The organism is Clostridium acetobutylicum ATCC 824, assembly GCF_000008765.1.
GTDB classification, from domain to species: Bacteria; Bacillota; Clostridia; order Clostridiales; family Clostridiaceae; genus Clostridium_S; species Clostridium_S acetobutylicum.
The window spans coordinates 2,832,591-2,848,216 of record NC_003030.1 but is presented as its reverse complement, the minus strand read 5'-3'; the positions used below and the strand labels follow the sequence as shown (position 1 = coordinate 2,848,216).

The following is a 15,626-nucleotide window of genomic DNA, read 5'->3' as shown; positions in this document are numbered from 1 at the left end:
ATGTTACACATAACATTCTAAATACTATTATAAGCAAAAATACCAATATTTGTGGTATAATTATTAATGATAATAATTTAAATGGATGGAGAGAGTTATAATGAATTTTAAAAAAATATTTATTATAAGTACTGTATTAGGAATTTCAATATCTTTAGCTAATGCGAATAATAATTTTAGAGTGCATGCACAAACCATAACAACAGGATTAAGTTCTTTTGTCATAAAGGCAGATGGAAGTCTTTGGGCAACAGGTACCAATGAATATGGATGTCTAGGAGATGGGACGTACATAGATAAATCAACATGGGAAAAGGTAGGAGATAATTTTTCTGATGTTGAATGTAGCTGTGGTTATTCTTTAGGAATAAAAAAAGATGGAACGCTATGGGCATGTGGTATTAACTGGAGTGGAGAATTAGGAAATAATGAAGATAGGGAAACCAAAGTAGCAAACTGGAAAATGGTTGGTTCGGATTTTTCTCAAATAGCGTGTGGAGCCGAACATTCTTTAGGGATAAAGAAGGATGGAACATTGTGGGCTTGTGGTAGCAATCAACTCGGAGAATTGGGAGATGGGACAACGACAGATAAGTATATTTGGGAAAAAGTTGGTTCCGGGTTTTCTCAAGTTGCATCACAAGGAGATCACTCGTTAGCATTAAAAAAAGATGGATCACTTTGGAGCACCGGATATAATCAATTTGGAGAATTAGGAGATGGAACAACAACAGATAGATCAACATGGGAAAAGGTAGGGGATAATTTTGTGCAGATTTCTTGTGGTAAAGCCTTTTCTATGGCATTAAAAGCAGATGGAACCATATGGGCAGCAGGGTTTAATATATATGGGCAATTAGGAGATGGAACAACAACAAGTAGGTCAACTTGGGAGAAAGTTGGTACTGGTTTTTCTCAAATTTCATGTGGAGCAGTTCATTCTTTAGCACTTAAAAAAAATGGAAGTCTTTGGGCAACAGGAAATAATGAAAACGGACAATTGGGAGATGGAACAACAACAGATAGATCAACATGGGAAAAGGTAGGGGACGGTTTTTGCAAAATTAATGCACGTAATGCTAATACGATAGCCATTAAAATTGATGGTAGTGTATGGGATTGTGGATGGGGTTATTATGGACAACTTGGTAATGGCAATGAATATCAAAGAGAATCATTGAAGGAAGTACTCACGGGAGCAGATATACATTAGGTAAGTATTAACAAATATCAATAAAATTTGTAAAACACCTATTATAATTAATAAATTATTAATTATAATAGGTGTTTTTTGATAAAAGTATTGAAATTCAAAATTATTTATGATTAAATCATAATATATCATAGGGGGTGATTTTAAAGTGGATAATAGAGTTGTAGTAGCTGAAGATGAACCTATTACAAGAATGGATATATGTGAAATGCTTACGGGAGCAGGCTATTCTGTTGTTGGGCAGGTGCCAAATGGACTAGAGGCTATAGAAGTATGTAGAAGATTAAGACCTAATCTTGTTATTATGGATATAAAAATGCCTATGCTTGATGGAATAGAAGCTTCTCAAATTTTAGTTAAGGAAAATGTAGCAGATTCAATAATAATATTAACAGCATACAGTGGTAGAGAATTTATTAATAAAGTAAAAGAAATTGGTGTTATGGGGTATATTGTAAAACCTATAGATGAAGTAAGACTTATACCACAGGTTGAGATTGCAATAGCAAAAGGAAAAGAAATAAGAAGTATTAAAAAAAATCTAAATACTATTAAAATCACCTGTACTGCTAAGGAAATATTGATGGAAAGATATAGAATCACTGAAAATGAAGCTTATAGAAAGTTGAGAAAAATGAGTATGGATAGACAGTTAACAATATTAGATATGTCTATAAATATAATTGATAATACAAAAAAGTAGGGATGAAATGTGCTTAGAGAATTATGTAAGCTGAATACGGATTTAAGTGAGGAGGATATAGAAGAGCTTAAGAATATTGAAAAATCTATTTCTATGTTTGCAACAGTTTCTGGAGGAGATATATTTATAGATTGTCTTACAAAGGATTCTGATACTGCTATTGTAGTTTCAGAGGCAAGACCTTTAGAAAATAAATCTTTGTATAAAAGTTCTGTGGTTGGAGAATTTGCTTTGAGAAAAAATGAGCCTGCGGTATTAAGAACTTTGGAAGTAGGGGTGTCAACCACTGATTTTAAGGCGGTTACACAAGAAAATATAGTTGTTAAGCAAAATACAGTTCCAATAAGAAATAAAAATGAAAAAGTTATAGGCGTTTTAATTATGGAGAGGGATGTAACAGAACATGTAAGGCAAAGTCAGAACATGGAAATATTATCTGAAACCACAAAACAGTTATCAGAAACACTTATGAGCATAAAAGAGGTAGAGAATAATACCGCCTATAATTTGATAAATGATGGGATTTTGGCCATAAATGATAATGGTATATGTGTTTATGCCAATTATGTAGCAAAAGAGATTTATAAAAAAATAGGATATAAGGATGACATAGTGGGCATGTCTTTTAATAATTTAGTTTTGAATGAACTTAAATTACAGGATATTTTAAATAAGCAAAAGTCATTAATATTAGAAACAAAAGTAGGAAAATTTGATTTACAGATTAAATATGGATTGATAAAAAAAGATATGAAAATCTGTGGAATTATTATGCTTATAAAGGATTTAACAGACCTTAAAAAGAAAGAAAAAGAGCTTGTTTTAAAGGCGGTAGCAATTAGGGAAATACATCATAGGGTTAAAAATAATCTTCAAACTATAGCCAGTATATTAAGGCTTCAAGCTAGAAGAATAGAGGACCAGTTTGCTAAAAAAGCTTTTTATGAAAGTATAAATAGAATTTTAAGTATAGCAACAACCCATGAAGTGATATCACAAAATGGTATAGATGATGCAGATATAAAATTAATACTCTTAAAGCTCAAAGATAATGCAATAAGAAATGCACTAGAATGTAATAAAAATATAAGTATAAAGATAGATGGAGACAATATTTATGTGAATTCTGATAAAGCTACAGCAATTGCAATAGTGGTAAATGAGCTTATAGAGAACTCCATAAAGCACGCTTTTTGTGATAAGAAGAAAGGCATTATAAAAATCTTAATAAATAGAGGATATAGTTATTCAAGTATAGCTGTTAATGATAATGGAAGTGGTTTTAAGGACAAAAAGTTAAGAGAAGATAGTTTGGGACTCAATATTGTTAAAAGCATAGTAACTGATAAACTAAATGGTGATATAAAGATTGAAACAAATGAAAGTGGCACTAAAACGGTGTTTGATTTCAAAATATATCAATAAAAAATAACAAAAAATAATAAATTAATAATTTTTGAGGTTTACATTAATAAAATCATATGATACACTGTATTCATAAGTTGATGCAACGGAGCATTGATTTGGCATTTTATAGAATCCTTTAATTTTTTAATATTACATTTAGTGAGCAAAGGAGCTCAAACGATTAAAGTACGTTTGGGTTCCTTTGCTATTTTACAAGGTTAAAAATAGTTTATTGGGGGAATATTTATGGCAAAGGAATTGAAAAAAACACTATCAACCTTTCAACTTTGGGCTATCATAGTTGGAATGGTTATATCGGGAATGTACTGTGGATGGAATAATGCACTTACTTTTACTAGTCCAATGGGATTTGTAGTTGCCACATTAATAGTAACAGTTTTTTATGGAACTTTTATGTTTAGCTATGCAGAACTTGCTACAGCAATGCCAAAGGCAGATGGTTCTTCTGAATTTGCATCAAGAACCATGGGAAGGCTTGGAGGTTTTTTTGCAGGATTTTCTTGTATTTTAGAATTTTTATTTGCAACGCCGGCTATAGCAATATCTATAGGTGCGTATGTTAATTTTATTATACCATCAGTTCCAGTTACAGTAGCAGCTCTTGTTTTTTATGCATTATTCGTTATTGTAAACTGTTTTGGAGTTAAAACAGCTGCAATAATTGAAACAGTTGTAACAATAGTAGCAATAATTGGACTTATAATTTTTGCTGGCGCATCTGCTACTCATATCGATCCAATTAAGATATTTGGAGGAAATATATATAAAGGTGGAGCTACAGGAATATTCAATGCTATACCGTTTGCAATATGGTTTTATCTAGCAGCAGAGGGGGGGGCTATGTCAGCAGAAGAATGTAAAAATCCTAAAAAAGATATTTCAAAAGGTTTTATAATTGCAATAATAACCCTTATGGTTTTAGCTCTAGGGACTTTTCTTTGCACAGCAGGTGTACTTGATAATAAGACTTTAGGAATCACCAATTCACCTATTCCAGATACTTTAAATGTTATATTTGGAAAAGGAAATTTTTTATCTAAGTTTATGAGTTTTATAGGTTTATTTGGTTTAATAGCTAGCCTTCATGGAATAATAATTGGTTATTCAAGACAGGTATTTGCAATGTCAAGATCAAAATATCTTCCGGAGTTTTTATCAAAGGTTAACTCAAAAGGTTCACCGGTGCCTGCAATTGTAGTACCAAGTCTTATAGGAATGATTTTTGTGCTCACAAACAATACTGCAACAATTATTGTGATTTCAAGCTTTGGCGCTATTGCTCTTCATGCAATAAGTATGATTGCCTTCTTTTTATTGAGAAAAAAGGAGCCTAAATTAGAAAGGCCCTATAAGGTTTCTATAATATTACCTATAATAGCTTTAGTATTAAATGCAGTATTTTTAATAACAACTATATACTCAAGTATGTCAACAATATCTTGGGTGATATTATCTTTCGTACTAGCTTTTGTGTATTACTTTGTATATTCAAAATTAAATAGTAAAAAGGATATAGAAGAAGAGCAAAAGGAAGCAGTTTAATATGATAAAGAAATAGGTGAGTTATATGAATTTAAAAACAACATTGTTTAATACAACTTATAAATTTAAAGATATAAAGGATGTACTTGCAAAAGCGAATGAAAAAAAATCTGGAGATGAAATGGCAGGTATTGCGGCAAGTGGAGCAAGAGAAAGAGTTGCAGCAAAAACTGTTTTAGCAGATATAACACTAGAAGAATTAAGAAACAATCCTGTGGTATCTTATGAAAAAGATGAAATTACAAGAGTAATACAGGATTCTGTTGATGAAGAGCAGTATAAAAAAATTAAGGCATTAACAGTTGGTGAATTTAGAGAGTTTTTACTTGAAAATGATGAAGATAAGATAAAGGAAATAAGGGATGGATTAACCTCAGAGATGATTGCAGCAGTAACAAAGCTTATGAGTAATATGGATCTTGTATACGCAGCTCAAAAAATTTGTAATACAGCTAAATGCAACACAACTATAGGTAGAAGAGGAACTTTTTCTTCAAGACTTCAACCTAATCATCCAACTGATAATCCTCAAGGTATTATGGCATCATTGATTGATGGAATAAGCTATGGAGTGGGAGATGCAGTTATAGGATTAAATCCAGTAGCAGATACTATAGAAAGTGTATCTGATGTGCTTAAGGTATTTAATGACTTTACTAGAAAATGGAGAATACCAACTCAAAATTGTGTGCTTGCTCATATAACAACCCAAATGGAGGCCTTAAAAAATGGAGTTCCGATTGATTTAATGTTTCAAAGTATAGCAGGTTCTGAAATTGCAAATAAAGATTTTGGAATAAGTGTAGCCTTATTAGATGAAGCTTATGAACTTATGAAAACTAAAAAAAGCTCCAAAGGACCTAATTTTATGTATTTTGAAACAGGACAAGGCACGGAACTATCGTCGGAAGGTAATAACAGAGCAGATCAACTTGTGATGGAAGCAAGATGCTATGGGTTAGCTAAAAGATATAAACCGTTTCTTGTAAATACAGTTGTAGGTTTTATTGGACCTGAATATTTATATGATGGAAAGCAAGTTATAAGAGCAGGTTTGGAGGATCATTTTATGGGAAAGCTTACAGGTTTATCAATGGGAGTTGATACATGCTACACAAATCATATGAAAGCGGATCAAAATGATCTTGAAAATTTAGCTATGCTTCTTTTAGCAGCTAATTGTAACTACCTTATGGGGATACCTTGTGGAGATGATGTAATGCTTATGTATCAATCTTCAAGCTATCATGATATAGCAACTTTGAGGGAAATATCAGATAAAAGACCAATAAAAGAATTTGAAAAAAGAATGGAAGAATTAGGGATAATGAAGAACGGTAAATTAACAAGAAATGCCGGTGATCCTTCAATATTTATGTAGGAGATGAATTTATGGAAAATTTATTAAAGATATATGATATAAAGGAAGAGGAATTATCAGAGCTTAAAGCTTTAACACCAGCTAGAATATGTGTGGGTAGAGCTGGTACAAGATTAAAAACAAATACTTTTCTTAAATTTAGAGCAGATCATGCTGTAGCAATGGATGCAGTATGGTCAAGCGTAGATGAAAAGTTAATAGATACACTTAATTTTCTAAAAGTACAAACGCTGGCAAAGGATAAGGAAGAGTATATAACTAGGCCGGATCTTGGAAGAAAATTTTCTGAAGAAACTCTAGATTATATAAAAAATAACTGTATAAATGAGCCTGATGTTCAAATTATAGCAGGGGATGGACTTAGTGCAACTGCAATTAATGCAAATCTTCGAAAAATATATTTTGTAATAGTAGAAAAATTAAAATCAAGGGGATATAAGGTTGGAACACCTATATTTGTTAAATATGCAAGAGTTGCTACCATGGATAAAATAAGTGAGGAATTAAATGCAAAGGTTACAATAATATTAATAGGTGAAAGACCAGGACTTGCAACGGGTGAGAGTATGAGCAGTTACATGGCGTATGAATCAAGCACAAAAAAACCAGAATCACAAAGAACTGTGGTTTCTAATATTCATAATAAAGGTATACCTTCAGTAGATGCTGGAAAAGAAATAGTTCGTATAATTGATATTATGATGAAAGAGAAAAAAAGTGGAGTCGAATTAAGAATTTAAGAAGAAATCATCTGAGTTTTTTTAGAAACTTAGATGATTTCTTTTTCTATTTATAATTTATTTTTGATTTATTTATTACATTAGTGGTAAAATTTACATGTAAGCATTTAAAACAAAGAGGTGTTAAATATGTCAAAAGTACTTTTTATGAATTTCCCTGGATACGGTCATGTTAATCCTACGCTAGGATTAGTAGATGAATTAGTGAAAAGAGGTGAAGAGGTATATTATTTTTGCACAGATGAATTTAAGGAGAGTATTGAAGCAGCCGGTGCTAAATTTATAAGCTATGGTGAAAGAATGAGCAATTTTAAAAATGCTAATAAAACAGCAGGAAATAGATCTTATGCAGACATTATAACCAAAATTATTGGTATGACAGAATGTGAAATTGAGGATATTCTAAAAAAAATTAAAGGAATGAAATTTGATTATGTCGTTCATTGTTCTATGTTCTGTGCAGGTAACATTATAGCCCAAATATTGAAGGTGCCTTCAATTTCATCTTTTGCAGTGTTTGCCACAAGAAAAGAAGTAATGAAAATGCAATATTCACCCATAACTGAAAAAGAATTAGAAAGCAATCCTATTGTAAGTAGAGCCTATAGTGAAGCTAAAAGTAGAATTGAAAAAAGATATTTTGTAAAAATGCCTGCTATAAGTGAACTAATGGCATGTAGAGGAGATCTAAATATAGCTTACACAGCTAAAGAATTTGTTTCTAATATTGAGTATTATGATGATAGTTTTAAATTTATTGGTCCTCCTATTTATAAAAGAAAGGAAAATTTAGATTTCCCTTTTGAAAAACTAAAAAATAAGAAGGTAATATATATATCATTAGGTACAGTTTTTAACAATACTAATAGCAATTTATATAATATATTCTTTGAAGCTTTTGGTGGTTCTGATGTTGTAGTTGTTATGTCAGCATATAATATAGATACTTCTAACTTTAATATACCTAAAAATTTTATAGTAAGAAACTATGTTCCACAAACAGAAATTTTGAAATATGCAGATGCAGCTATAACTCATGCAGGAATGAATAGTACAAGTGATCTAATATATAATAAGGTGCCTTTTGTAGCTATTCCAATTGGTGCGGATCAGTTATATATGGCATCAAGAGCAAAGGAACTAGGGGCTGCTATTGTATTAAACAAGGACAAGCTTACAGCAAAGGAGTTAAGAGAGTCAGTGAATAAGGTAATGGTAGATGCATCTTATTTAGAGAACATAGAAAAAATAAGAGATGTCTTTAGAGAAGCTGGTGGTTACAGAAAAGGGGCAGAAGAAATTTTTAAATTTAAAGCAGAAAAGGGAATAAAGGATTATGTGTGTGAATATTAGAAAGCAAAAATATTTACCTGTAAAGTAAATTAGAGAGATTATAAAATAGGAATTACCATGGTGTCTTGTCATAGTAATTCCTATTTTAAGTCTTAATCTTCCATAATACTGCTTAATTCATCCCATTTTTCATATAATGAATCTAGTGTATTTTGGGTTTCTGTAATTTTATTGTTAACTTCTACACTTTTTTCAGGATTTGAATAAACTTCTTCAAGACAGAGTTTGTTTTGAAGATCTTCAAGTTCTTTTTCTAAATCAGCAATTTCTTTTTCTGTATTTTTCAGTTCGACTTTTCTAACTCTTTTTTGTTTTTCATTCTCTCTCTTCTTCTTCTTTTCAGTGTTAATTTGTGTTTTTGTTTTTAAGCTTTTATTTTCTTCTTCCTCTTGAAATCTTGTTGGGTTATTCTTTTTTTCTATGTAATAAGAATAGTTTCCAAGGTATTCGCTTATACCATTCTCTTTTAATTCTAATATTTTAGAGACCACTTTGTTTAAAAAGTATCTATCATGGGATATTACAAGTACAGTTCCGTCATAGGATAAAAGAGCATCTTCAAGAGCCTCACGAGAAACTATATCTAAGTGATTTGTAGGTTCGTCAAGAAGTAGAAAGTTATTTTTTGAAAGCATTAACTTAAGAAGATTAATTCTACATTTTTCTCCACCACTTAGAGTTGAGATAATTTTAAACACATCATCTCCTGTAAATAAGAAGGCAGCCAAAGCATTTCTTATTTCTGTTGTAGTAAGCTCTGGAAAATCATCCCAGACTTCATCTATAATTGTTTTTTCATCATGTAAATCAGATTGTTCCTGATCATAGTAGCCTACGAATACATTTTTTCCTAGAACCTTGATGCCTGAATCGCTTTTTATTTTATCTAGAAGAATTTTGAAAAATGTAGTTTTACCACGTCCATTTTCGCCTATTAAAGCAATTTTTTCTCCCTTTTTTATGTCCATGTCCAAATTTTCAAACAGTGTTTTATCTTCAAAATGCTTTGAAAGATTTTCAACATGAAGAACGTCATTTCCACTCTTTATTAGAGTTTCAAATTCTATACGGGTTACTCCTGTTTCTTTATCAGGACGTTTTACTCTCTCAATTTTGTCTAAAGCCTTTTGTCTACTTTCAGCAGCTTTAATACTTTTTTCACGATTAAAGGATCTAAAACGTTCTATAATTTTTTCTTGTCGTTTAATATCTTCTTGTTGAAGAGTATACGCTTTAAGTTCAATTTCATATTGCTTCTTTTTTAAATCTAAAGCTTTTGTGTAATTTCCGTTAAAACAATTTACATGACCGTTTATAAGCTCAAAGGTTTTATTAGTAATAGCATCTAGGAAATATCTATCATGAGAAATTAAAATAACTGTTCCCTTGTAGTTTTTAAGATATTCTTCAAGCCATTCAATGGCATCTAAATCAAGATGGTTTGTTGGCTCGTCTAGAAGAAGTATTTCGGGGTTTTTAAGAAGAAGCTTACAAAGTGCTACACGGGTTTTTTGCCCTCCACTTAATATGCTTATTTTTTTATCAAAGTAATCATTTGAGAATCCTAGACCAGTTAAAACCCTACCTATTAAACCTTTATAAGTGTAGCCACCTTTAGCAGAATAAAGTTCTGTGTAAGTGGTGTAGTCCTTTATAACCTTGTTATGATATTCATCCTTTGAGGGGTCATAAGGCTCTCCCATTTTTATTTCTAAAACCTTAAGTTTATTCTCAATTTCTAAAAGATCATTGAAGACAGTACAAAGTTCTTCGTATATAGTATTGTTACTATCAAGATCTAAGTGCTGAGATAAGTATCCTAGTTTTTTGGTTTTATCTATAAATAAATCACCAGTGTCATGTTCTAGTTGGAAAGTTAAAATTTTAAACAATGTTGATTTTCCAGCACCATTTGGACCTATAAGGCCTACTTTTTCACCATCATTTATACTAAATGTTATATTTTCCAAAATTTTATCAATGCCGTAGCTTTTGCCTATATTTTTGCAGCTAACAACTATCATGAGTATCACCAACCTAAAATATTTTGTAAGGAAACTAAGTAAGGTTTATTTAAAGTTTCCATTAGTAAAGATTATAAGATATCTTTAATTATACCATAGGAAAACTAAGGTTAAAGCTAATTTTTAAGGTATAGTATAGAAAATATAGTTGAGTTTAAGGGCTGTATAGTGTATTAAAGAAAAGATATAATATTAAAAGAAGAAAGTTTATAAACTAATTTGATATAAAACTATAAACAATAAAATAATATGATTAAAAGCATTTAATGTGTATAAGTTAAGTTTTTCACAGAATAAACTCTATTTATGGTAGCTTTTTAAAGTTTTATTGAAAAAAAAGAACTATATTGAAAATATTCTATACTAACAAAAGTATTTAAGAATAATATAAAGTAAAAAGGATAGTGTAATTGAATAATAATGTGGTAAAATATATGATGTATTGTTGTATATGAAGAAACAAGTTAATTATGGATTATAAATGTATTTTAATTATTTAATATACCAACTTAATTTGAACTTGGCTTCTACAAAAGTGATATTAAGTAAGAGGTGGTCAAAGTGGATAAGAAAAAAAACATATCAATGGCAGTTATCAGACGTCTTCCCAAATACCACAGATATTTAGAAGAATTGTTAAAGAGTGATGTTGATAGAATATCTTCAAAGGAATTAAGCGAAAAAATAGGATTTACTGCATCGCAGATACGCCAAGACCTAAATTGTTTTGGTGATTTTGGACAGCAGGGATATGGATACAATGTTAAGGATTTAAGCAGGGAAGTTGATAATATATTAGGACTTACTAAAATGTACAACACCATAATAATTGGTGCTGGAAATATAGGTCAGGCAATTGCTAATTATATAAACTTCCAAAAAATGGGATTTGATTTAAAGGCTATATTTGATATTAATCCTAAGCTAATAGGTCTTAAAATACAGGATGTTGAGGTTCGGGACGTAGATAATATAGATGGATTCTTACAAAAAAATAAGATCGATATTGGAATAATATGTGTTCCAAGTAAGAATGCACAAAAAGTTTGTGATATTATTGTTAAAAATAATGTTAATGGAATATGGAATTTTGCTCCTGTTGATCTTATGACTCCAGAAAATGTAATTGTTGAAAATGTACATTTAAGTGAAAGCCTTCTAACACTTAGCTGTTTATTGCAAGAAGTGAATAAAAGCCGAGATTAGTACGGTAATGTTATTTAAATATATATAAAAATTATTAAAATTTAATATAAAATGGTTTTAATATTGAAATATAAAATAAATCATTATATAATAATTATAGAAGCATATGCTTCTAATTTTTTGCCCGTCTTTGTTATAATATTAACAATAAAAAAATATTTTAGGAGGATTAGTCATGGAACTAAACAATGTCATCCTTGAAAAGGAAGGTAAAGTTGCTGTAGTTACCATTAACAGACCTAAAGCATTAAATGCGTTAAATAGTGATACACTAAAAGAAATGGATTATGTTATAGGTGAAATTGAAAATGATAGCGAAGTACTTGCAGTAATTTTAACTGGAGCAGGAGAAAAATCATTTGTAGCAGGAGCAGATATTTCTGAGATGAAGGAAATGAATACCATTGAAGGTAGAAAATTCGGGATACTTGGAAATAAAGTGTTTAGAAGATTAGAACTTCTTGAAAAGCCTGTAATAGCAGCTGTTAATGGTTTTGCTTTAGGAGGCGGATGCGAAATAGCTATGTCTTGTGATATAAGAATAGCTTCAAGCAACGCAAGATTTGGTCAACCAGAAGTAGGTCTCGGAATAACACCTGGTTTTGGTGGTACACAAAGACTTTCAAGATTAGTTGGAATGGGCATGGCAAAGCAGCTTATATTTACTGCACAAAATATAAAGGCAGATGAAGCATTAAGAATCGGACTTGTAAATAAGGTAGTAGAACCTAGTGAATTAATGAATACAGCAAAAGAAATTGCAAACAAAATTGTGAGCAATGCTCCAGTAGCTGTTAAGTTAAGCAAACAGGCTATTAATAGAGGAATGCAGTGTGATATTGATACTGCTTTAGCATTTGAATCAGAAGCATTTGGAGAATGCTTTTCAACAGAGGATCAAAAGGATGCAATGACAGCTTTCATAGAGAAAAGAAAAATTGAAGGCTTCAAAAATAGATAGGAGGTAAGTTTATATGGATTTTAATTTAACAAGAGAACAAGAATTAGTAAGACAGATGGTTAGAGAATTTGCTGAAAATGAAGTTAAACCTATAGCAGCAGAAATTGATGAAACAGAAAGATTTCCAATGGAAAATGTAAAGAAAATGGGTCAGTATGGTATGATGGGAATTCCATTTTCAAAAGAGTATGGTGGCGCAGGTGGAGATGTATTATCTTATATAATCGCCGTTGAGGAATTATCAAAGGTTTGCGGTACTACAGGAGTTATTCTTTCAGCACATACATCACTTTGTGCTTCATTAATAAATGAACATGGTACAGAAGAACAAAAACAAAAATATTTAGTACCTTTAGCTAAAGGTGAAAAAATAGGTGCTTATGGATTGACTGAGCCAAATGCAGGAACAGATTCTGGAGCACAACAAACAGTAGCTGTACTTGAAGGAGATCATTATGTAATTAATGGTTCAAAAATATTCATAACTAATGGAGGAGTTGCAGATACTTTTGTTATATTTGCAATGACTGACAGAACTAAAGGAACAAAAGGTATATCAGCATTTATAATAGAAAAAGGCTTCAAAGGTTTCTCTATTGGTAAAGTTGAACAAAAGCTTGGAATAAGAGCTTCATCAACAACTGAACTTGTATTTGAAGATATGATAGTACCAGTAGAAAACATGATTGGTAAAGAAGGAAAAGGCTTCCCTATAGCAATGAAAACTCTTGATGGAGGAAGAATTGGTATAGCAGCTCAAGCTTTAGGTATAGCTGAAGGTGCTTTCAACGAAGCAAGAGCTTACATGAAGGAGAGAAAACAATTTGGAAGAAGCCTTGACAAATTCCAAGGTCTTGCATGGATGATGGCAGATATGGATGTAGCTATAGAATCAGCTAGATATTTAGTATATAAAGCAGCATATCTTAAACAAGCAGGACTTCCATACACAGTTGATGCTGCAAGAGCTAAGCTTCATGCTGCAAATGTAGCAATGGATGTAACAACTAAGGCAGTACAATTATTTGGTGGATACGGATATACAAAAGATTATCCAGTTGAAAGAATGATGAGAGATGCTAAGATAACTGAAATATATGAAGGAACTTCAGAAGTTCAGAAATTAGTTATTTCAGGAAAAATTTTTAGATAATTTAAGGAGGTTAAGAGGATGAATATAGTTGTTTGTTTAAAACAAGTTCCAGATACAGCGGAAGTTAGAATAGATCCAGTTAAGGGAACACTTATAAGAGAAGGAGTTCCATCAATAATAAATCCAGATGATAAAAACGCACTTGAGGAAGCTTTAGTATTAAAAGATAATTATGGTGCACATGTAACAGTTATAAGTATGGGACCTCCACAAGCTAAAAATGCTTTAGTAGAAGCTTTGGCTATGGGTGCTGATGAAGCTGTACTTTTAACAGATAGAGCATTTGGAGGAGCAGATACACTTGCGACTTCACATACAATTGCAGCAGGAATTAAGAAGCTAAAATATGATATAGTTTTTGCTGGAAGGCAGGCTATAGATGGAGATACAGCTCAGGTTGGACCAGAAATAGCTGAGCATCTTGGAATACCTCAAGTAACTTATGTTGAGAAAGTTGAAGTTGATGGAGATACTTTAAAGATTAGAAAAGCTTGGGAAGATGGATATGAAGTTGTTGAAGTTAAGACACCAGTTCTTTTAACAGCAATTAAAGAATTAAATGTTCCAAGATATATGAGTGTAGAAAAAATATTCGGAGCATTTGATAAAGAAGTAAAAATGTGGACTGCCGATGATATAGATGTAGATAAGGCTAATTTAGGTCTTAAAGGTTCACCAACTAAAGTTAAGAAGTCATCAACTAAAGAAGTTAAAGGACAGGGAGAAGTTATTGATAAGCCTGTTAAGGAAGCAGCTGCATATGTTGTCTCAAAATTAAAAGAAGAACACTATATTTAAGTTAGGAGGGATTTTTCAATGAATAAAGCAGATTACAAGGGCGTATGGGTGTTTGCTGAACAAAGAGACGGAGAATTACAAAAGGTATCATTGGAATTATTAGGTAAAGGTAAGGAAATGGCTGAGAAATTAGGCGTTGAATTAACAGCTGTTTTACTTGGACATAATACTGAAAAAATGTCAAAGGATTTATTATCTCATGGAGCAGATAAGGTTTTAGCAGCAGATAATGAACTTTTAGCACATTTTTCAACAGATGGATATGCTAAAGTTATATGTGATTTAGTTAATGAAAGAAAGCCAGAAATATTATTCATAGGAGCTACTTTCATAGGAAGAGATTTAGGACCAAGAATAGCAGCAAGACTTTCTACTGGTTTAACTGCTGATTGTACATCACTTGACATAGATGTAGAAAATAGAGATTTATTGGCTACAAGACCAGCGTTTGGTGGAAATTTGATAGCTACAATAGTTTGTTCAGACCACAGACCACAAATGGCTACAGTAAGACCTGGTGTGTTTGAAAAATTACCTGTTAATGATGCAAATGTTTCTGATGATAAAATAGAAAAAGTTGCAATTAAATTAACAGCATCAGACATAAGAACAAAAGTTTCAAAAGTTGTTAAGCTTGCTAAAGATATTGCAGATATCGGAGAAGCTAAGGTATTAGTTGCTGGTGGTAGAGGAGTTGGAAGCAAAGAAAACTTTGAAAAACTTGAAGAGTTAGCAAGTTTACTTGGTGGAACAATAGCCGCTTCAAGAGCAGCAATAGAAAAAGAATGGGTTGATAAGGACCTTCAAGTAGGTCAAACTGGTAAAACTGTAAGACCAACTCTTTATATTGCATGTGGTATATCAGGAGCTATCCAGCATTTAGCAGGTATGCAAGATTCAGATTACATAATTGCTATAAATAAAGATGTAGAAGCCCCAATAATGAAGGTAGCAGATTTGGCTATAGTTGGTGATGTAAATAAAGTTGTACCAGAATTAATAGCTCAAGTTAAAGCTGCTAATAATTAAGATAAATAAAAAGAATTATTTAAAGCTTATTATGCCAAAATACTTATATAGTATTTTGGTGTAAATGCATTGATAGTTTCTTTAAATTTAGGGAG

The 15,626-nt window shown here is 31.3% G+C and carries 13 protein-coding genes; 12 read left to right on the top strand and 1 reads right to left on the bottom strand.

Annotated features, from left to right (window positions below; all coding sequences use genetic code 11):
- The first annotated feature begins 100 nt into the window (after positions 1 to 100).
- From CA_RS14025 to CA_RS13995, 7 genes are all read left to right on the top strand, one after another.
- Entirely contained in the window at positions 101 to 1,213 is a 1,113-nt protein-coding gene (locus tag CA_RS14025) for an RCC1 domain-containing protein (RefSeq protein WP_010966009.1), read from the top strand.
- A gap of 148 nt (positions 1,214 to 1,361) precedes the next feature.
- Positions 1,362 to 1,916, top strand: coding sequence for an ANTAR domain-containing response regulator (locus tag CA_RS14020; protein WP_010966008.1), 555 nt, complete (start codon positions 1,362 to 1,364; stop codon positions 1,914 to 1,916).
- Positions 1,917 to 1,925: 9 nt separating this feature from the next.
- Positions 1,926 to 3,341 carry a sensor histidine kinase gene (locus tag CA_RS14015; RefSeq protein ID WP_010966007.1) on the top strand — a complete coding sequence of 472 codons (1,416 nt, stop codon included), beginning with the start codon at positions 1,926 to 1,928 and terminating at the stop codon, positions 3,339 to 3,341.
- Positions 3,342 to 3,569: 228 nt separating this feature from the next.
- A complete protein-coding gene (eat, locus tag CA_RS14010) occupies positions 3,570 to 4,886 on the top strand; it encodes an ethanolamine permease (RefSeq protein ID WP_010966006.1) in 1,317 nt (438 codons plus the stop codon).
- 25 nt (positions 4,887 to 4,911) lie between these two features.
- Positions 4,912 to 6,267: an ethanolamine ammonia-lyase subunit EutB gene (locus CA_RS14005; RefSeq protein ID WP_010966005.1), complete on the top strand. Its 1,356-nt coding sequence runs from the start codon at positions 4,912 to 4,914 to the stop codon at positions 6,265 to 6,267.
- A gap of 11 nt (positions 6,268 to 6,278) precedes the next feature.
- Positions 6,279 to 7,007 (top strand): ethanolamine ammonia-lyase subunit EutC, encoded by a 729-nt coding sequence (gene eutC, locus CA_RS14000; protein ID WP_010966004.1) that lies wholly within the window; start codon positions 6,279 to 6,281, stop codon positions 7,005 to 7,007.
- Between the two features lie 129 nt (positions 7,008 to 7,136).
- Positions 7,137 to 8,360, top strand: a complete 1,224-nt coding sequence (locus CA_RS13995; RefSeq protein ID WP_010966003.1) for a glycosyltransferase — start codon at positions 7,137 to 7,139, stop codon at positions 8,358 to 8,360.
- A gap of 92 nt (positions 8,361 to 8,452) precedes the next feature.
- Here the strand turns inward: CA_RS13995 and CA_RS13990 are convergent, their stop codons facing one another.
- Positions 8,453 to 10,384, bottom strand: a complete 1,932-nt coding sequence (locus CA_RS13990) for an ABC-F family ATP-binding cassette domain-containing protein (protein ID WP_010966001.1) — start codon at positions 10,382 to 10,384, stop codon at positions 8,453 to 8,455.
- A gap of 561 nt (positions 10,385 to 10,945) precedes the next feature.
- On the opposite strand from CA_RS13990, the gene CA_RS13985 reads away from it, so the two are divergent.
- From CA_RS13985 to CA_RS13965, 5 genes are all read left to right on the top strand, one after another.
- A complete protein-coding gene (locus tag CA_RS13985; RefSeq protein ID WP_010966000.1) occupies positions 10,946 to 11,590 on the top strand; it encodes a redox-sensing transcriptional repressor Rex in 645 nt (214 codons plus the stop codon).
- 175 nt (positions 11,591 to 11,765) lie between these two features.
- Positions 11,766 to 12,551 (top strand): short-chain-enoyl-CoA hydratase, encoded by a 786-nt coding sequence (locus tag CA_RS13980; protein ID WP_010965999.1) that lies wholly within the window; start codon positions 11,766 to 11,768, stop codon positions 12,549 to 12,551.
- 13 nt (positions 12,552 to 12,564) lie between these two features.
- Positions 12,565 to 13,704 carry an acyl-CoA dehydrogenase gene (locus CA_RS13975; RefSeq protein WP_010965998.1) on the top strand — a complete coding sequence of 380 codons (1,140 nt, stop codon included), beginning with the start codon at positions 12,565 to 12,567 and terminating at the stop codon, positions 13,702 to 13,704.
- 18 nt (positions 13,705 to 13,722) lie between these two features.
- Positions 13,723 to 14,502, top strand: coding sequence for an electron transfer flavoprotein subunit beta/FixA family protein (locus CA_RS13970; protein ID WP_010965997.1), 780 nt, complete (start codon positions 13,723 to 13,725; stop codon positions 14,500 to 14,502).
- Positions 14,503 to 14,520: 18 nt separating this feature from the next.
- A complete protein-coding gene (locus CA_RS13965; protein WP_010965996.1) occupies positions 14,521 to 15,531 on the top strand; it encodes an electron transfer flavoprotein subunit alpha/FixB family protein in 1,011 nt (336 codons plus the stop codon).
- Positions 15,532 to 15,626 lie beyond the last annotated feature (95 nt).